Source organism: Methylobacterium brachiatum, assembly GCF_900113845.1.
Classification (GTDB): Bacteria; Pseudomonadota; Alphaproteobacteria; order Rhizobiales; family Beijerinckiaceae; genus Methylobacterium; species Methylobacterium brachiatum.
In genome coordinates this window covers 1-17,094 of record NZ_FOQW01000023.1, presented here as the reverse complement: position 1 = coordinate 17,094, position 17,094 = coordinate 1, and the positions used below count along the sequence as shown (strand labels likewise).

Genomic DNA, 17,094 nt, shown 5'->3' with positions numbered 1-17,094 from the left:
GCGCGGGTCCCCTCTCCCGTGCGGGAGAGGGACAGGGTGAGGGATGCGCCCTGTCCGGAAAGACCTGATCCCTCACCCCAACCCTCTCCCGAACGGGAGAGGGGGCACGTTGCGCCTGACGGCAGCCGGTGTGCGACCATCGTGGCCAGTGCGGATGAGGAATCTGCGCTGGCTCGGCGATGAACTTGGAGGAAGCGCCCATGAGTTTCGGGCTCGATGAGGATCGGACCGCGATCCGCGACATGGCGCTCGGCTTCGCGGCCGAGCATATCGCGCCGCACGCTCTCGACTGGGACCGGGACAAGATCTTCCCGGTCGAGACCCTGCGGGCGGCCGCGGCGCTCGGCATGGCCGGCATCTACGTGCGCGAGGATGTCGGCGGCTCGGGCCTGTCGCGGCTCGACGCCGCGCTGATCTTCGAGGCGCTGAGCACCGGCTGCCCGACCGTGGCGGCGTTCCTGTCGATCCACAACATGTGCGCCTGGATGATCGACGCCTATGGCGACGCGGACCAGCGCCAGCGCTGGATCCCGGCCCTGATGGGCATGGAGACGATCGCCAGCTACTGCCTGACCGAGCCGGGCTCGGGCTCCGACGCGGCGGCGCTGCGCACCCGCGCCGAGCGGGACGGCGACCATTACGTGCTCACCGGCGAGAAGCAGTTCATTTCCGGCGCCGGCGTCAGCGACCTCTATGTCTGCATGGTCCGCACCGGCGCGGCGGGGCCGAAGGGCATCTCGGCGATCGTGGTCGAGAAGGGGACGCCCGGCCTCTCCTTCGGCGCGGAAGAGCGCAAGATGGGCTGGAACGCCCAGCCGACCCGCTCCGTGCGGTTCGACGGCTGCCGTGTGCCGGTGGCGAACCGCCTGGGCGAGGAGGGCCAGGGCTTCCGCATCGCCATGAGCGGCCTCGACGGCGGCCGGCTCAACATCGCCGCCTGCGCGCTGGGCGGTGCCCAGTCGGCCCTCGACAAGACGCTGGCCTATATGGGCGACCGGCGCGCCTTCGGGTCCCGGCTCAGCGACTTCCAGGCGCTGCAGTTCCGGTTGGCCGACATGGCTACGTCCCTGGAGGTGTCGCGCACCTTCCTGCGCCACGCCGCGTCGGCGCTCGACGCCAAGGACCCGGCGGCCACGCAGCTCTGCGCCATGGCCAAGCGCCACGTCACCGACGCCGCCTTCGAGGTCGCCAACCAGGCCCTGCAGCTCCACGGCGGCTACGGCTATCTCGCCGAGTACGGGATCGAGAAGATCGTCCGCGACCTGCGCGTGCACCAGATCCTCGAAGGCACCAACGAGATCATGCGGGTGATCATCGCTCGCGCGCTGACCGGGGGACGCTGATGGCGGATGTGATCGTCGAGCGCGTCGGCGCCCTGGGGCGCCTGCGCCTCGACCGGCCCAAGGCCCTGAACGCCCTGACCCACGGCATGGTCCGGGAGATCGACGCGGCCCTGAACCAGTTCTCCGCCGATCCCGGCCTCGCCGCGGTGCTGCTCACCGGCGAGGGCGAGCGGGGTCTCTGCGCCGGCGGCGACCTGCGCGGCCTGTACGACAATTCCGGCACCGCCTTCGCGGAAACCTTCTGGCGGGACGAGTACCGCCTGGATTCGCGGATCGCGGCTTACGAAAAACCGTTCGTGGCGGTGATGGACGGCATCACCATGGGCGGCGGCGTCGGCCTCGCGGGGCATGCCGCCCACCGGATCGTCACCGAGCGCTCGCGCGTCGCCATGCCGGAGACCGGCATCGGCTACCTGCCGGATGTCGGCGGCACCTGGCTGCTGCCGCGCGCGCCCGGCCAGGTCGGCACCTATCTCGGCCTCACCGGCGAGCCGGTCGGCGCCGCCGACGCGCTCTATTGCGGGCTCGCCGACGTGATGGTGCCGTCCCAGGCCCTGCCGGACCTGATCGATGCATTGTCGGCGCTGCCGCCCGATGCCGGAGATGCCGGCGTGCGGGAGGCGATCGACCGGCTGGCGCGCGATCCCGGCGAGGCGCCCCTGGCACAGCATCGCGAGACCATCGATCGCTGCTTCGCCTTCGACATGATCGACGAGATCCTGTCCGCCCTGGCGGCGGACGGTTCCGAGTTCGCGGCGGCGACCCGCAAGACGCTGCTGACGAAATCCCCGTCGAGCCTGGTCCTGACCTTGTGCCTGCTGCGCCTCGGCCGGCGCTCGCCCAACCTCGAAGCCTGCCTGGAGCGCGAGTTCCACGCCTCGCTGGCGCTGCTGGAGGAGGGCGATTTCCGCGAGGGCATCCGGGCGGCGGTGATCGACAAGGACAAGAGCCCGCGCTGGAACCCGCCGAGCCTCGACGCGGTCGACCCGGCCCGGATCGCCCGGTGGCTGGAGCCACGGGCGGAGCCGGTTTTCTCGCAAGGCCGTACGGGGCCGGTGTGATGTGAGCGGCGTCTCCCGACCACGCCCTCATCCTGAGGTGCCCGGCGATCCATAGGATCGGCGGGCCTCGAAGGAGCCCTCCAGTCGCCGCGCGATCCCTGGAGCCCTCCTTCGAGGCGGCTTCGCCGCACCTCAGGATGAGGGGATGGTTGGGAGGGGCACGAACAAGCGAATGGGAGGGGTATGATGGCACAGACCATCGGGTTCATCGGTCTCGGCAACATGGGCGGTCCCATGGCGGCCAACCTCGTGAAGGCGGGGCACACGGTGCGCGGGTTCGACCTGGCGCCGGCCTCCCTGGAGGCGGCCCGGGAAGCGGGGGTCGCGGTGGCGGGCTCGGCTCTTGAGGCGGCCGAGGGCGCGGAGGTGGTGGTCACCATGCTGCCCGCCGGCCGGCACGTGGTCGAGGTCTGGACCCAGCTCGCCGATGCGTTGCCCGCCGGCACCCTGCTGATCGATTCCTCGACCGTGGATGTCGAGTCTTCGCGCAAGGCCCACGGCCTCGCCGAGGCGCGGGGCTGCCTGTCGGTCGATGCGCCGGTCTCCGGCGGGACAGGCGGCGCCAAGGCCGGGACGCTGACCTTCATGGCCGGCGGCAGCGAGGCCGCCTTCGGACGCGCCGAGCCCCTGCTGAAGGCCATGGGCAAGAACGTGTTCCATTGCGGCGCGGCCGGTGCCGGGCAGGCGGCCAAGATCTGCAACAACATGATCCTCGGGATCTCGATGATCGGCGTCAGCGAGGCCTTCGCGCTGGGCGAGAAGCTCGGCCTGTCGCACCAGGCGCTCTACGACGTCGCCTCGGTCTCCTCGGGCCAGTGCTGGTCGCTCACCACCTACTGCCCGGTGCCGGGCCCGGTGCCGACCTCGCCGGCCAATGCCGGCTACAACCCGGGTTTCGCCGCCGCGCTGATGCTCAAGGACCTCCGGCTGGCACAGGCCGCCGCCCTCGCCTCGGGGGCTGCGACGCCGCTGGGCGCCGAGGCCGCGCAGATCTACGGGCTGTTCGAGGGCCTCGGCCACGGGGGAGAGGACTTTTCCGCGATCATCCGTATGCTTCGCGGCCCAGGGAGTGAGTCGTGATGGATGCGTACGAGACGATCCTGACGGAGACGCGCGGGCGCGTCCTGCTGATCACCCTGAACCGCCCGAAGGCGCTCAACGCCATCAACGCGCAGCTCACCCGCGAGGTGATCCAGGCGGCGACCGAGGCGGATGCCGATCCGGGCATCGGCTGCATCGTCATCACCGGCTCGGCCAAGGCCTTCGCGGCCGGGGCCGACATCAAGGAGATGCAGCACGCGACCTATGCGGAGATGTATGCGCAAGACCGCTTCGCCGACTGGGAGCGGTTCACGGGGGTGCGCACGCCGATCATCGCCGCGGTGGCGGGCTACGCGCTCGGCGGCGGCTGCGAGCTCGCCATGATGTGCGACTTCATCCTGGCCGCCGACACGGCGCAGTTCGGCCAGCCCGAGATCAAGCTCGGCGTCATGCCGGGGATCGGCGGCAGCCAGCGGCTCACCCGCTTCGTCGGCAAGTCGAAGGCCATGGAGATGTGCCTGACCGGCCGGATGATGGATTCCGCCGAGGCGGAGCGCGCCGGCCTGGTGTCCCGGGTGGTCCCGGCGGACCAGCTCCTCGACGAAGCGCTGAAGGCCGCCGAGACCATCGCGTCCATGTCGCTGCCGATCGCCATGATGACCAAGGAGGCGGTCAACCGCTCCTACGAGACCACCCTCGCCGAGGGCGTGCGCTTCGAGCGCCGGGTCTTCCACGCGATGTTCGCCACCAAGGACCAGAAGGAGGGCATGGCCGCCTTCGTGGAGAAGCGGCCGGCCCGGTTCGAGAACACCTGAGCTGGGGCAGGGGCGATGGACGTCCTGGACCGCGATAGCGAAGCCCGCTTCGAGATGGCCTTCTCGCGCGCGATCGTGGCCCAGAAGGCGCGCGGGCGGGAGGAGACCATCAACGCGCATTGCGTGACGCTGCTGGCCTTCGACGTGGCCCCGGAGACGCGTGCGGTCTGGCGCAAGGAATTGCGCCGCCACGTCCGGTTCCTGGCGGCTTTGCGGGTCAAGCCCGGCGCGCGCCTCGTCCCGGCCCGGGACTGGTGGACCTGGCTCTATGCCGACCCATTCGAGAACAACGAGACCGGCGACACCGCCGGCCTGATCGGGCTCAACGCCGACGACTTCCCCCGCAACGGCCGCGCGGTGGAGGCGATCGCCGACGAGATCCGCCATTTCCACGCCGGCATGGTGCAGCGCCTCGCGCGCGGCGCGGCCGGCGAGGATCTGATTCCCGCCTGAGGGCGGGATGGGCCGGGTCTTCCGGCCGGACAAGAACGACGGGGGAACGACCATGCCCAGCTTCCGGGAGGCCCGCGATCTGCTGCTGGCCCATCGCACAGACTACGCGGCGGCGGTTTCGGCCTTCACCTGGCCGGACCCGGTGCCGTTCAACTGGGCGCTCGACTGGTTCGACACCGAGCTCGCCGGTCCGGAGAGCCGCGACCGCACCGCGCTCCACATCGTCGAGGCCGCCAGCGGCGCCGAGCAGAGCCTGACCTTCGGGCAGATGGCGCGGCGGTCCAACCAGGTCGCCAACCACCTGCGCGGGCTCGGGCTGAAGCGCGGCGACCACCTGCTCCTGCTGCTCGGCAACGTCCCGGCCCTGTGGGAGACCATGCTGGCGGCGATGAAGCTCGGGGCCGTGGTCATCCCGGCCACCACCCTGCTCACCGCGGACGAGCTCGGCGACCGCCTGGCCCGCGGCCGGCCCCGGGCGATCGTCGCCGGCCCGGAGCAGCTCGGGCGCTTCTCCGGCCTCGAGACCGGCGGCGCGATCCGCATCGTCACCGGCCCGGCGACGGAGGGCTGGAGCGCCTACGACGACGCGTTCGGCGCCTCCGAGACCTTCACGCCCGACGGGCCGACCGCGGCCGACGACCCGCTGCTCCTCTACTTCACCTCCGGCACGACCGCGAAGCCGAAGCTGGTGCGCCACAGCCACCGCTCCTATCCGGTGGGGGCGCTCTCGACCATGTACTGGCTCGGGCTGCAGCCCGGGGACGTGCATTGCAACGTGTCCTCGCCCGGCTGGGCCAAGCACGCCTGGTCGTCGTTCTTCGCCCCCTGGAATGCCGGCGCGACCATCCTGGTGATCAACCAGGCGCCGTTCAACGCGGCGGCGCTGCTCACGCAGCTTGAGCGCACCCGCGCCACCACGCTGTGCGCGCCGCCCACCGTCTGGCGGATGATCATCCAGGAGGACCTGACCGGCCGGACGCTGGCTCTGCGCGAGGTCTGCGCCGCCGGCGAGCCGCTGAATCCCGAGGTGATCGAGCGCGTGAAGGACGCCTGGGGCGTCACGATCCGCGACGGCTACGGCCAGACCGAGACCACGGCCCTGATGGCCAACACGCCTGGCCAGCCGGTGGTGCCCGGCGCCCTCGGCCGGCCGCTGCCGGGTTATCGCGTGCGCGTGCTCGACGCTGACGGCGAGCCGGCGAGCGAGGGCGAGGTCTGCCTGGAACTCGGCGCCCACCGCCCCGCCGGCCTGATGCAGGGCTATGACGACGGCAGCGGCAACCTGTCGGGCGCGGATGGCGCGCTCTACCACACCGGCGACGTCGCCTTCGTGGACGATCAGGGCTGCTACACCTTCGTCGGCCGCGCCGACGACGTGTTCAAGTCGTCGGGCTACCGGATCAGCCCGTTCGAGCTGGAGAGCGTGCTGATCGAGCATCCGGCGGTGGCCGAAGCCGCGGTGGTGCCGATCCCCGATCCGATGCGCCACACGATTCCGAAGGCCTATGTCTCGCTGGTGGCCGGCGCCTCGGCCGGCCCGGAGACGGCGCTCGACATCTTCCGCTTCACCAATGCGCGGCTGGCGACGTTCAAGCGCCTGCGCGGCCTCGAATTCGTCACCGAACTGCCCAAGACCATCTCGGGCAAGATCCGCCGGGTCCAGCTGCGCCGCCTGGAGCATGACGGCGTGACCGAGGATCCGCACCGGGGCCGGGCCTACACGCAGTCGGATTTCCCCGAGCTGAAGGGCGAGACGGAGCGCAAGCTCGACCAGACGGCGGGGTGAGGGAGGCCGTCGATCCGGCTTCCGCAGCCGGATCGACCCGCGTCTCAGGCGCCTGTGAGCCCCTTGCCGTCCCGCTGAGGAGTCCTCAGGTTATCGTAACTGGAACGCTGAGGAATCAGGGCCGATGGCCGACACGTCCGCTCCCGACTCGCTCGATCTCGCCGAGCAGGTCACGCGGGTGCTGCGCGCGATCGAAGAGTCGCAGAAATTCGTGGCCGAGCAGAAGAAGCTGATGGCCGAGGCGGCGAAGCTGGAGCGCGACCGCGCCCTCGCACCCTGGCAGATCGGACTCGCTGGGATGGCGGCCGGTGCCGCGTTCTTCGGGGCTGGTGCCGCCTTCGTGAAGCTGCTCGGCCCCTGAAGAAGCCCTCAAGGTTTCCGGTTTCCGAACCGGAAGCCGCGGATTTGCCGGGGTTCCCAAGCCCCCCGTCGACGTTGTCGCGCTAGACGCCGCCGCCATCGGCGAATCGATAAAATTGCGCCGATCCGCTTCAGCGCCGCGGAGGCTCTGCGGCGCAATCCTGTCCTCAACAACGAGGACGGTTCGATGGGCGCGGGGCTTCTCAAGACGGTTCGGGTGACGCTCGCCGGCGCGCTGGTGCTGCTCGGCCTCGCGGCGACCGCCGAGGCTCAGACCCTGGCGAGCCTGCCCACCGAGGTCGGTGCCAAGGTGCTCGGCGATGCCCGCCCGATCGCGGCCTGGGTGACGTTCTGCCAGGCCTACGCGGCCGAATGCGCGGTGGACCGGAGCGAGCCGGCCCGCATCAGCCTGACCCCGGCGATCTGGGCGACGATCGTCTCGGTCAACCGCCGGGTGAACAAGTCGGTCGAGCCGATGACCGACATGGAGCATCTCCGCGTCGCCGACCGCTGGGACCTCGCCGAGGACGGCATCGGCGATTGCGAGGATTTCCAGCTGCTCAAGCGCCACCTGCTGGCCGAGGCCGGCCTGCCCCGCCGGGCGATGCGCATGACCGTGGTGATCGACGAGAAGGGCGAGGGCCACGCGGTGCTGACCCTGATCACCGACCGGGGTGACCTGATCCTCGACAACAAGACCAACGTGATCGAGGCCTGGCACAAGACCGGCTACGTGTTCATCAAGCGCGAGAGCCAGGACGCCACGGCCTGGGTTTCCCTCGGCGGCGTCACCTCGCCGGTCACCACCGCCAACCGCTGATCCGGTCCTCGATCTTCAACCGATCACGGTTTTCGAGAAGGCTCGGCCTTTTGGCGGGCTGGGGATGCGGGAGACGCATCGCACAGCGATCCTCCCACCATAGCAGCCTCCACCCCGGGGCGCTGAAGGCGAGCCCGGGATCCAGAGCCGCCGACGGCGCAAGATCCTGATGCCACGGTGGTTCTGGATCCCGGGCTCCGCTGCGCGGCCCCGGGATGACGGGACTGGTGTCAGGATGGCCGCGCGTCGTCGCGTAGGCGGGACAGTGAACTGCCCGCCGCCTTCCCCAAAACCTCGAAAAGTTCAGGCTCTGGACCTTGAAACCCTGATTCTGCGAGGCCTGTTCAGGCGGCGCGGCTCAGCGAGGGCTGCGCGAGGTTCGCCACGAAGGTCTCGACCCGGCCGATGAAGCCGGCGAGGTGGGGGGCGATGCCCCGGAGGCTGGCGAGGTCGCGGACCAGGATGTCGCGCGACAGGGCGCGGTCGCCCTCGGTGGGCGAGCCGGCGAGATAGGCTTCCACGGCGTGCTCGGCGATGCCGATTGCACCGGCCCGACCATCCTCGGCGAGCGCTCTGATCACCTGCTGGATGGCGGGCTGCATCGTGAAATCCTTCTCTGGCCTGAGGCGATCCCGCGCGGGGATGGCCGGGTTCTTGCGAAACGTTCGATCCACCCGCGAATCCAAGCGCGGACATCCCCTGTCTCAAGCCGGCAAAGCTGGCTCGAATCAAGCTCTTCCGTGAGCGGGCAGGGCGGGCATTCCGCCAGCGCATACGCCGACCGGCAGCAACGCGGATGCAACACTCCTTTAAAGCGGAACCGATACGCAGCCTCGGGCGTTTCCTCCGCCCTCCGTGCCATTGTGCGTCGCACGCCCGCGTGTCACCTTCCCGTCATCATCGGTCGATGGGGCGTGATCCATGCGGCACGCGGATGGTGGGATTCCGGCTCTCGCGCTCGTGGCGCCGCACTGGCGCGGATGGGCCACGCCGCTGCGCCGAGCCCGGCAGGCCGCGAGCCTCGCCCTGGTCGGCACGATCCTGATGCTGGGCGGCGCCAACACCCACGCCCATGCCCGCTTGACCCTGCCCGATGGGGCGCCGGCCCACGAAGCCAACGGCCCGATCAGCCCGATCGCCGGCTGGACCGCGTTCTGCGCGCGCATGCCCGAGGAATGCGCGCTCGATGTCGCGGAGCCCGCCATGATCCCGCTGACCGTGGCGGTGTGGCGGACGCTGCGGAGCGTCAACCACCGGGTCAACACCCGCATCCGGCCGATCACCGACCAGGCGCATTGGGGCGTCGTCGACCGCTGGGACTTTCCCGATGACGGGTTCGGCGATTGCGAGGATTACCAGCTGCTCAAGCGCCGGATGCTGGCCGAGCGTGGGCTGCCCCGGCGGGCCCTGCTGATGACCGTCGTGATCGACGAGACCAATGCCGGCCACGCGGTGCTGACGGTGCGCACCGACCACGGCGACTTCATCCTCGACAACAAGACCGACGCGATCCGCCCGTGGCGGCGCACCGGCTACAGTTTCATCAAGCGCGCCGGCCAGGACGGCGAGGCCTGGGTCTCCCTGGAGGGCCGGGACGGCGCCGCCCAGGTGGCGACCGCGGAGCCCTGATGGGACGTCAGGCGCCGACCAGCATCGCCGCGAGGTCGAGGGCGACCCGGCCCGAGAGCAGGCCCCAGCCGCAGGCGATGACGGTGGCCAGCATCACGAACGGCATCGGGCGGCCCTCGATCTTGCGGCCGCGCAGGGTGTTGCGCAGGATGATGAACGGGGCCGAGAAGGCCAGCATCGGCAGGGCCGCCACCGCCGGCAGGCCGCCCCGCTCCAGCAGGCTGAAGCTCGCGCGGCGCGCGGCAAACAGCTCGAACGCGCTGGCGATCAGCCCCGAGAGCGCCAGACCGATACACAAGGTCCGGATGGATTCGAGGGCGGCGGGCGTGAGGACCATTATTCGCGCTCCAAAAAAGGTTGGGCGCAGTTTAGCCACACGATTTACCGGTTGTTAAGCAATCACGCCGGTTAGCCTTAACCCGTGCACAGGCGCGGGCCGGCGGAACCCGGCCCGCGACGCGTGCGTCAGGCTTCTTCCTCGAGGTCGATGTCGAGGATCGCCATGCGGAAGACGAAGGAATCGTCGCCGTCCTCCTTGTCGTCGGCGATGACGCCGATCGACTCCTCGCCGATGAACACCTCGGCGGAATCGCCGGTCTTCATCGCGGTCAGGCGGATGTTGTTGTTGGCGAACTTGCGGCGCAGGTAGTCCTGCAGCTTCGCGGTCTCGGCTTTGGTCACGCTGTCTGGCCTCCCCTGTCGGCGCTGACGCCCGGATCGGCGGAGGGCTTGCCACGCCCACGGCGGAGCGGCAAGCGCGGCCGCGTCGGGGTCAGATCCCGTCGCCCACATGGATGAACTGGTCGAGGGCGACCAGCTGATCCATCGCGCGGGCCGGATCGTCGCAGCCCGCGGTGCCGACGACCCGCGCCGGGACGCCCACCACCGTGGTGTTGGCCGGGACGGGCCGCAGCACCACCGAGCCCGCCGCCACCCGGGCGCAGGCACCGACCTCGATATTGCCCAGGATCTTGGCGCCGGCGCCGATCATCACGCCCCGGCGGATCTTGGGATGCCGGTCGCCGCGCTGCTTGCCGGTGCCCCCCAGCGTCACCGCGTGGAGGATCGACACGTCGTCCTCGATCACCGCGGTCGAGCCGACCACCAGGCCGGTGGCGTGGTCGAGGAACACGCCCCGGCCGATGCGGGCGGCCGGGTGGATGTCGCACTGGAACACCTCGGAGACCCGGCTCTGCAGGTAGAGCGCGAGGTCGCGCCGGCCCCGGGTCCAGACGTGGTGGGCGAGGCGGTAGGCCTGGAGCGCGTGGAAGCCCTTGAAGTACAGGACCGGCTCCAGCGCCCGCAGGGTCGCGGGATCCCGGTCGATCACCGCGCCGATATCGGCCCGGAACGCCTGCCCGATGGTGGGATCGGCGCCGATCGCCTCGTGGAACGCGTGGGCGACGAGCTCGGCCGGAAGCGACGGATGGCCCAGCCGCGCCGCGACCCGGTGGGCCACCGCACCCTCGAGGGTGGCGTGGTTGAGGATCGTCGCGACGATGAAGGAGGCGAGTTGCGGCTCGGTGCGCAGCACATCCTCGGCCTCGGCGCGCAGCCGCGACCAGACCGGATCGCAGACCGAGAGGTCGGCCGAATCGTGGTTGAAGGCCGGGCTGAGGGCTGGACTGGCGCTCATGGACGATGGCTCATGATCGAGTTATCGGGCTCGCACCGCGCTGTTCCGACGACGGGTCCGGCCGGCGCTGCAGCAAAGCTCCGGTGCAGCCACCAGCGAGGTGAAGGACCCCGCCGTCGCGGGTCATCCTAGCACATCGTCCTACACGCGAAGCCATGCGCGAGGCGCTTGGTCTCATGCATCGTGCGTTCCGCAGCCCGGCTGGCCCCGTCGGGATGAGGCCATAGCGTGGTGCGCCGCAATGCGGCGATCAAGGGTACGGGGGCTGCCGGGGATGCCGCACCGGCGGCGCTGTCACCGGTTCCGGGCGCGGTTCAGCCCGCGACCGCCGTCTCGCCGAACCGCGCCTCGATCGCCGCGGTGAGCCGGTCGACCATGGTCTGAAGCGGGATGTCGGAGGTGTCGACCGTGGCCGAGGCCCGGGCGTAGAGCGGTTCCCGACTCGCCAGCACGGCGCGCAATTCCTGCATCGCCGAGGCATGGTCGCCCGTGGTGGCCAAGTGGCCCTGCTCGCGCACCCGGCTCATATGCTCCTCCGGGCGGGCGCGGAGCCATATCGTGTAGAACGCCTGGAGCAGCAGGTCGTAGGTCAGCGGCTCGGCCACGATGCCGCCGCTGGTCGCCAGGATCAGCGGGCCGGGATGCTCGGTGAGGCGGCGCAGGGCCGCCTGCTCCAGCCGGCGGTAGCCCTCCTGGCCGTAGATCGCGAAGATCTCCTGGACCGAAAGGGCGTTCTCGCGCTCGATCTCGGCGTTGAGCTCCACGAAGGTCCAGCCCAGCCGCTCGGCGGCGAGCTTGCCCAGGGTCGACTTGCCGGCGCCGCGCAGGCCGATCAGCGCCACGCGCAGGCGGCCGCTCGATTCCGGGCGGCTGCCGCCGGACAGGGCTTCCTTGGCGGCGGCGATTTGGGCCGGCGTCGCCTGGCCGAGCAGGTCGCGCACCACCGGCCAGTCGGGCAGGCCGTCATTGCCGGTGATCAGGTCGTCGAGGCGCACGCCCATGGCGTTGGCGACCCGCCGGAGCAGGATGATGGACACGTTGCCCTGACCGCCCTCGAGCTGCGCGATATAGCGCTCGGACAGGCCTGAGGTCTGGGACAGGACCTTGCGCGACAGACCGCGCACGGTGCGGGCGTGCCTGACGCGGCGCCCGAGATCCGTGAGAAAGAGTGATTCCTGTTCCAACACGCCGGTCATGGCGTCGTCCGCTTTCCTGCCAGCCCGAAAGCAGAGTGCTTGCCCTGCATGTCTGCCACTTCAAGATGAATTCTGCTTCGCAACCTGGGATCGAGCGGGTGCTTGCCCGACCGTTCGTGCGAAGCCTGGCGAGTCCTGCCCTGAAGTCTGTATTGCGCCGCCTGTGTCCGGCCGCCTCGACCGATCGACGGACCGTTGCGGCGGCGATCCAACCCTGTTGCTGGCGTGGCGCCTATGTGTTGCGGAACGGCCCGGTGGTCAAGCCTTGAGCAGGATCCTCGTGTGGGCAGATGTTGGACAAGCGGTGGTTGTCCGATGGCCCATCTGCCGCGTGCGGCATCACTCGACGGGAATCGCCGTGGCCTCGCGGACCGGCGCGGCCGCGGGGGCCCGGCGCGGCGTCGCGGCGGCGAGCAGCTGGATCGACGGCCGGCGCGGCGGCAGCGGCACCTCGACGGTTTCGGAGATCGGGGCGGCCGCCTGCGTCATCGCGGCGGCCTGCGGTGCCGCGGCGGCCTCCGGCTGCGACGTCAGGCGCAGCTCGGCGAGCTGGGCCGGGGCGGCCTCCGCGACGGCGGTGCCGAGGCCGGCCGGGCGACGCGGCGGCAGCGGCACCTCCACGGTCTCGACCGCGGCACTCTGCACGGTGGCGCTCGGCGCCGGGCTCGTGGAGGCGGGCTCGACGGAGAGGCTCGCGTAATCGACCGGTGCGCCGAGGGCGGCGGGACGCCGGGGCGGCAGCGGCACCTCGACCGTCTCGGTCGGCGCGGCGGCCACCGTGGCGGCGGTGGGCGCGTAGGCCAGGGCCGTCGAGGCGGCGCTGGAATCCGTGACGCCGCCGCTGAACAGGCTGGCCAGGGCGCTGGCCGAGGCCGCCACGGGGGCCACCACCGAGGCGACCTCACTGGAGATGCCCCGGCGCTTGGCGGCGTAGTAATAGCCGCGGTTGTAGTACTGGTACGCCTGGCTGACGTTGCCCTGCGCGGTGCGATAGGCCCCCGCCAGATAGGCGACGCCGTAGCGCAGGTTGGTCGCGGGATCGAGGAGCCCGGCGGCGTCGCCGGTATAGCCGAGACTGCGCGCCGTCGCGTGCTTGATCTGCATCAGGCCGAGTGCGCTGCCGCCCTTGGCGTTCGGGTTGTAGTTGCTCTCGCGCTTGACCACCGCGTGGACGAAGCTCGCCGGGACACCGTTCGCCTTGGCCTGCTGCTCGATCAGCGCGTCGATGTTGTCGCGCGGGGCCTGCCCGAAGGCGGCGACGGGCGCGACCGCGAGAGCGGCAGCCAGGAGAAGGCGATGCATTCCGAGACCCGGTCCTGCTTGTTCTGTGGTCAAGCTAGGTCGCGGGGAAATGAGGCCGGAAAGCGGCCCGGATTCGGCAGCCTGTGGGCGACTGCCGCCCGGCGCGCGTCTGTGCCTCGCCGGCCACAGGCGCGCGCCGTCGGTTAACCATCCCGGTTATCCACAGGACGCTGCGAGGTCGGACCCGTCAGGGCAGGATGAAGCGCGCGACCCCGTGAGCGAAGCCGTCGGCACCGTTGCTCTCCGTGACGGCGCTGGCTGCGGCCTTCACGGCCTCCTCGGCATTGCCCATCGCCACCGAGAAGCCGCTGCGGGCGAACATCGGCCGGTCGTTGCCGGCATCCCCGAAGGTCGCGATCCGCTCGGGCGGGATGCCGAGATGGCGGCTCATCCAGGTTACGAACTGTCCCTTGTCGAGGCCGGGGGGCGTCACGTCGAGGTAATAGGCCTGGGAACGGTGCACCGTGGCCCGCTCGGCGAGGGCCGCGCCGATCCGCGCCTCGCAGGCGGCGAGATGGGCGTGATCGCGGCTGACCCCGACGATCTTCGAGGCCGCGCCCATGAGCGTGCCGAGATCGGCGACCACGCGGGGCTCGGCGTCGATCGTCCGGCGCTCGAGGTCGGTGTAGGGGCCGTCCGGGTCGCGCAGGAACCAGGCCCCCTCGGCGAAGACCCAGGCGTCGAGGCCCTCGGCCTCGAGGCGCTGCAAGGCCTCGCGGGCGGCGGCCTCCGGGATCAGCCGCTCCTCGATCGTCGAGAGGTCCGGCCGGACCACGCTGGCGCCGTTGAAGGCCCCCATCGGCAGGTCGAGCGCGAGTTCGGCGGCGAGGGCCCTCAGGCCGACCGGCGGGCGCGCCGACGCGATGCTGAACCCGATCCCGGCCGCCCGCAGCCGCTTCACAGCCGCGATGGTCGAGGCGGCGAGGCTCTTGTCGTCGGTCACCAGCGTGCCGTCGACGTCGGAGATCACCAGGGCGATCCCCGAGGCTGTGCGCGATCCCGCATCCATGGCTCAGGTCCTTCCGGCAGTGGTGCGGGCTTCTTCGGCGAGCTGCGCCACGACGCGATCGGCGATCGCGTCCGGCGGTTCATCGATCCCCACGACGATCGGGCGCTCATCGGGGCCGGGGGCTTCGAGGGTCGCGAACTGGCTGTCGAGCAGGCGGGGCGACATGAAATGGCCGTGGCGCTCGGTGAGGCGCTTGGCGATCAGGGCCCTGTCGCCCTCGAGATAGACGATGCGCACGCGCCGGCTGCCGCGGGTGAGCACGTCCCGGTATGCCCGGCGCAGGGCCGAGCAGACCACCACCCCGGATTCCCCGGCCTCGAGCCGGTGCTGGATCCAGGTCGCGATCCGGGCGAGCCACGGCGCACGGTCTTCGTCGTCCAGGGCGTGGCCCGCATGCATCTTCGCGATGTGCTCGGGGGTGTGGAAGCTGTCGCCGTCGACGAAGATCCAGCCGAGCCGTTCGGCGATCAGCGCGCCGACCGTGCTCTTGCCGGAGCCCGAGACCCCCATCACCACGAGCACCTGCGCCGTGCGAGCGGCCGCGCCCGCCTCTTTATGAATCCGCCTCTCCGAGGTCATCCGGACCACCGTGTTCAGGGGCGCAACCGTGCGCCGGCGCCTCATCAATAGGATCGGGGATCGGGAAGAAAAGGTTTCTGGGGAACACCGGGCCGCACCCCGACATCGCCCGGAACCCCGGGAGAGGGCGCCGCGTTCTCGATGGCGAAGACGGAACATTTCAGGAACGGGAATCCCATGGCCAAGGCAGCCGACAAGCACGACACCACCCAAGAGAACCCGAAGACCGATCCGAAGGACGTGTCGAATCAGATCAAGGATCCGGATCAGTGGACCACCGGCGGCGAGCCGATGACCGGAGCACAGGCCTCGTATCTCAAGACCCTGTCGGAGGAGGCCAAGGAGCCGGAGGCGTTCGACGCCGATCTCGACAAGGCCGAGGCCTCCAAGCGGATCGACGACCTGCGGCACAAGGCCGGCCACGCCTGAGGTTTCTCCAGGGTCTCGCCGTTCGGCGGAGCCCGGTTCACGCCGATGCATCCGCGAGGGTCGGGACCTGTCCAGGTTCCGGCCCTTCGCCGCTTCGGGGCCGGGCGCCGCATGCGCCGCGTTTCGGAGATTCCATTAAGCCGGCGGCAATGGGATCGGGCTAGACTTGAAGCCAGCGCGTAAGGGCCGGCCGGACGCGGCGGATGTCGGAGTCACGGATGGGCGAGCCGAGCTGCGACAGGTCTGGGGCGCCCGACGGACGATCCCGCCTCCGCGCGACCGGCCGGGCCATGGGGTTCGCCCGCGATGCGAACGGCTCCACGGCGATGGAATACGCGCTGATCGGCGCGCTGATCTTCATCGTCGCGGCCGGCAGCATCCGCTACTACGGTTCCCGGATGATCCCGATCTACAACCAGATCAGCGCCACCGTCACGCAAGCCGACTGAATGGGGCGATCCGGGGCCGCCTCGATCGGTCGCCGCCGCGGCGCGCCGGCGGGCCGTTTGCCGATCGCACCAGGCACGTTTCCCCGATTCGCCTCGAAAAAGCTGTGCTTAGCGAGGATGAAACCGTCCTCTCGCCCGTCGCGGGCGAAGTGTGGCCCACCCGCTACGGACACCCTAGCCGCTATGGGCTAGGCACGGGCTCGGCAAAACCGATGGGCAACATCTGGATGCGCAAACTCCCCCTCGCTCTGCTCGCCATGACGGCGATCTCGGGCTGCACGTATCTGCCCGCGGCGGGACCGACGGCGAGCGCGATCGAGGCGGGCGCGGAAGTCGCGACCGCCGACGGCGGCGTGCTCGCGCGCTACGAGATCATCGACGTCACCCCGGCCGTGGTCGAGGCCCTGCGCGGACGCCCGCTCGACAGCCTGCTCGCCTCCTTCGGCGATCACCGCCCCTCCACCGAGCCGGTGATCGGCATCGGCGACATGGTCTCGGTCTCGGTCTGGGAAGCCGGATCCGGCGGCCTGTTCTCCGGGCCGCTCGTCGCCGACCGCTTCTCCGCCGGATCCAAATCCGCCCTCATCCCCGAGCAGCCGGTCGGCCGCGACGGCGCGATCTCGGTGCCCTATGCCGGGCGCATCAAGGTCGCCGGACGCCGGCCCCAGGACGTCCAGGGCCTGATCGAGAACGAGCTCGCCGGCAAGGCGATCCAGCCGCAGGTGCTGGTCTCGGTCACCCGGCCGATCTCCCAGGCGGTCACCGTCACCGGCGAGGGCGCGGCCGGCGCCCGCCTGCCGCTCTCGGGCCACGGCGACCGCATCCTCGACGTCATCGCGGCCGCCGGCGGCAACCGCTCGCCGGTATCCGAGACCTTCGTGCGCCTGTCGCGCGGTCCGGTCACCGCCACGGTGCCGCTGACCACGGTGGTGTCGAACCCCAAGGAGAACATCTACCTGCGGCCCAACGACGTGCTCACCCTGGTGCGCGACCCGCAGACCTTCCTGGCGGTGGGCGCGCTCGGCCAGGCGACCGAGCTGCCGTTCCAGGCCGACGGCATCACGCTGGCCCAGGCCCTGGCCAAGGCCCGCGGCCTGTCGGACTTCGCCGCCGACCCGGCCGGGACCTTCATCTTCCGGTTCGAGCCCGCCAGCGTGGTGCGCCGCCTGAACCCGAACACCAAGCT

General features: G+C 70.7%; 19 protein-coding genes and 1 pseudogene. 12 read left to right on the top strand and 8 right to left on the bottom strand.

The window, feature by feature from the left end; all coding sequences use genetic code 11:
- The first annotated feature begins 200 nt into the window (after window positions 1-200).
- The 8 genes from BMZ47_RS24235 (at window position 201) to BMZ47_RS24200 (ending at window position 7,679) form a co-directional block, all read left to right on the top strand.
- Entirely contained in the window at window positions 201-1,343 is a 1,143-nt protein-coding gene (locus tag BMZ47_RS24235; protein WP_091864578.1) for an isobutyryl-CoA dehydrogenase, read from the top strand.
- On the top strand, window positions 1,343-2,404 hold the full coding sequence (locus tag BMZ47_RS24230; protein ID WP_091864576.1) for an enoyl-CoA hydratase/isomerase family protein: 1,062 nt from the start codon (window positions 1,343-1,345) through the stop codon (window positions 2,402-2,404). The genes BMZ47_RS24235 and BMZ47_RS24230 overlap by 1 nt, the downstream gene beginning before the upstream one ends.
- A 186-nt stretch (window positions 2,405-2,590) precedes the next feature.
- Window positions 2,591-3,484 (top strand): 3-hydroxyisobutyrate dehydrogenase, encoded by an 894-nt coding sequence (mmsB, locus tag BMZ47_RS24225; RefSeq protein WP_091864649.1) that lies wholly within the window; start codon window positions 2,591-2,593, stop codon window positions 3,482-3,484.
- Window positions 3,484-4,260, top strand: coding sequence for an enoyl-CoA hydratase (locus BMZ47_RS24220; protein WP_091864574.1), 777 nt, complete (start codon window positions 3,484-3,486; stop codon window positions 4,258-4,260). The genes mmsB and BMZ47_RS24220 overlap by 1 nt, the downstream gene beginning before the upstream one ends.
- A gap of 15 nt (window positions 4,261-4,275) precedes the next feature.
- Window positions 4,276-4,713: a hypothetical protein gene (locus BMZ47_RS24215; RefSeq protein WP_091864572.1), complete on the top strand. Its 438-nt coding sequence runs from the start codon at window positions 4,276-4,278 to the stop codon at window positions 4,711-4,713.
- A 52-nt stretch (window positions 4,714-4,765) separates the two neighbouring features.
- The gene (locus tag BMZ47_RS24210) at window positions 4,766-6,499 is read left to right on the top strand and encodes an AMP-binding protein (protein WP_091864647.1); all 1,734 of its coding nucleotides are present in this window, start codon (window positions 4,766-4,768) and stop codon (window positions 6,497-6,499) included.
- A gap of 124 nt (window positions 6,500-6,623) precedes the next feature.
- On the top strand, window positions 6,624-6,860 hold the full coding sequence (locus BMZ47_RS24205) for a hypothetical protein (protein WP_091864569.1): 237 nt from the start codon (window positions 6,624-6,626) through the stop codon (window positions 6,858-6,860).
- Window positions 6,861-7,046: 186 nt separating this feature from the next.
- Window positions 7,047-7,679: a transglutaminase-like cysteine peptidase gene (locus tag BMZ47_RS24200; RefSeq protein ID WP_091864567.1), complete on the top strand. Its 633-nt coding sequence runs from the start codon at window positions 7,047-7,049 to the stop codon at window positions 7,677-7,679.
- A 344-nt stretch (window positions 7,680-8,023) separates the two neighbouring features.
- Here the strand turns inward: BMZ47_RS24200 and BMZ47_RS24195 are convergent, their stop codons facing one another.
- Entirely contained in the window at window positions 8,024-8,281 is a 258-nt protein-coding gene (locus tag BMZ47_RS24195) for a hypothetical protein (protein ID WP_007565945.1), read from the bottom strand.
- A gap of 319 nt (window positions 8,282-8,600) precedes the next feature.
- On the opposite strand from BMZ47_RS24195, the gene BMZ47_RS24190 reads away from it, so the two are divergent.
- Window positions 8,601-9,308: a transglutaminase-like cysteine peptidase gene (locus BMZ47_RS24190; RefSeq protein ID WP_091864565.1), complete on the top strand. Its 708-nt coding sequence runs from the start codon at window positions 8,601-8,603 to the stop codon at window positions 9,306-9,308.
- 7 nt (window positions 9,309-9,315) lie between these two features.
- Here BMZ47_RS24190 and BMZ47_RS24185 read toward each other — a convergent pair whose 3' ends face one another.
- The 7 genes and pseudogenes from BMZ47_RS24185 to BMZ47_RS24155 form a co-directional block, all read right to left on the bottom strand.
- Entirely contained in the window at window positions 9,316-9,645 is a 330-nt protein-coding gene (locus BMZ47_RS24185) for a DUF6949 family protein (protein WP_007565941.1), read from the bottom strand.
- Window positions 9,646-9,773: 128 nt separating this feature from the next.
- Window positions 9,774-9,989, bottom strand: a complete 216-nt coding sequence (locus tag BMZ47_RS24180; protein ID WP_007565940.1) for a DUF3126 family protein — start codon at window positions 9,987-9,989, stop codon at window positions 9,774-9,776.
- 91 nt (window positions 9,990-10,080) lie between these two features.
- A complete protein-coding gene (gene cysE, locus BMZ47_RS24175) occupies window positions 10,081-10,944 on the bottom strand; it encodes a serine O-acetyltransferase (protein ID WP_091864562.1) in 864 nt (287 codons plus the stop codon).
- Window positions 10,945-11,258: 314 nt separating this feature from the next.
- Window positions 11,259-12,155, bottom strand: a pseudogene (locus BMZ47_RS24170) (helix-turn-helix transcriptional regulator); the annotation flags it as partial.
- A 324-nt stretch (window positions 12,156-12,479) separates the two neighbouring features.
- Window positions 12,480-13,442 (bottom strand): lytic transglycosylase domain-containing protein, encoded by a 963-nt coding sequence (locus BMZ47_RS24165; RefSeq protein WP_091864561.1) that lies wholly within the window; start codon window positions 13,440-13,442, stop codon window positions 12,480-12,482.
- Between the two features lie 187 nt (window positions 13,443-13,629).
- Complete coding sequence (locus BMZ47_RS24160) at window positions 13,630-14,451, bottom strand: Cof-type HAD-IIB family hydrolase (protein ID WP_091864559.1); 822 nt, start codon at window positions 14,449-14,451, stop codon at window positions 13,630-13,632.
- Window positions 14,452-14,454: 3 nt separating this feature from the next.
- A complete protein-coding gene (locus tag BMZ47_RS24155; protein WP_091864645.1) occupies window positions 14,455-15,030 on the bottom strand; it encodes a gluconokinase in 576 nt (191 codons plus the stop codon).
- Between the two features lie 177 nt (window positions 15,031-15,207).
- On the opposite strand from BMZ47_RS24155, the gene BMZ47_RS24150 reads away from it, so the two are divergent.
- The 3 genes from BMZ47_RS24150 to BMZ47_RS24140 form a co-directional block, all read left to right on the top strand.
- Window positions 15,208-15,459, top strand: a complete 252-nt coding sequence (locus tag BMZ47_RS24150; RefSeq protein ID WP_007565930.1) for a DUF3072 domain-containing protein — start codon at window positions 15,208-15,210, stop codon at window positions 15,457-15,459.
- Between the two features lie 290 nt (window positions 15,460-15,749).
- Complete coding sequence (locus BMZ47_RS29045; RefSeq protein WP_244424238.1) at window positions 15,750-15,908, top strand: Flp family type IVb pilin; 159 nt, start codon at window positions 15,750-15,752, stop codon at window positions 15,906-15,908.
- A gap of 227 nt (window positions 15,909-16,135) precedes the next feature.
- The coding region (locus tag BMZ47_RS24140) for a polysaccharide biosynthesis/export family protein (RefSeq protein ID WP_139221056.1) at window positions 16,136-17,094 on the top strand (959 nt) is incomplete at its 3' end.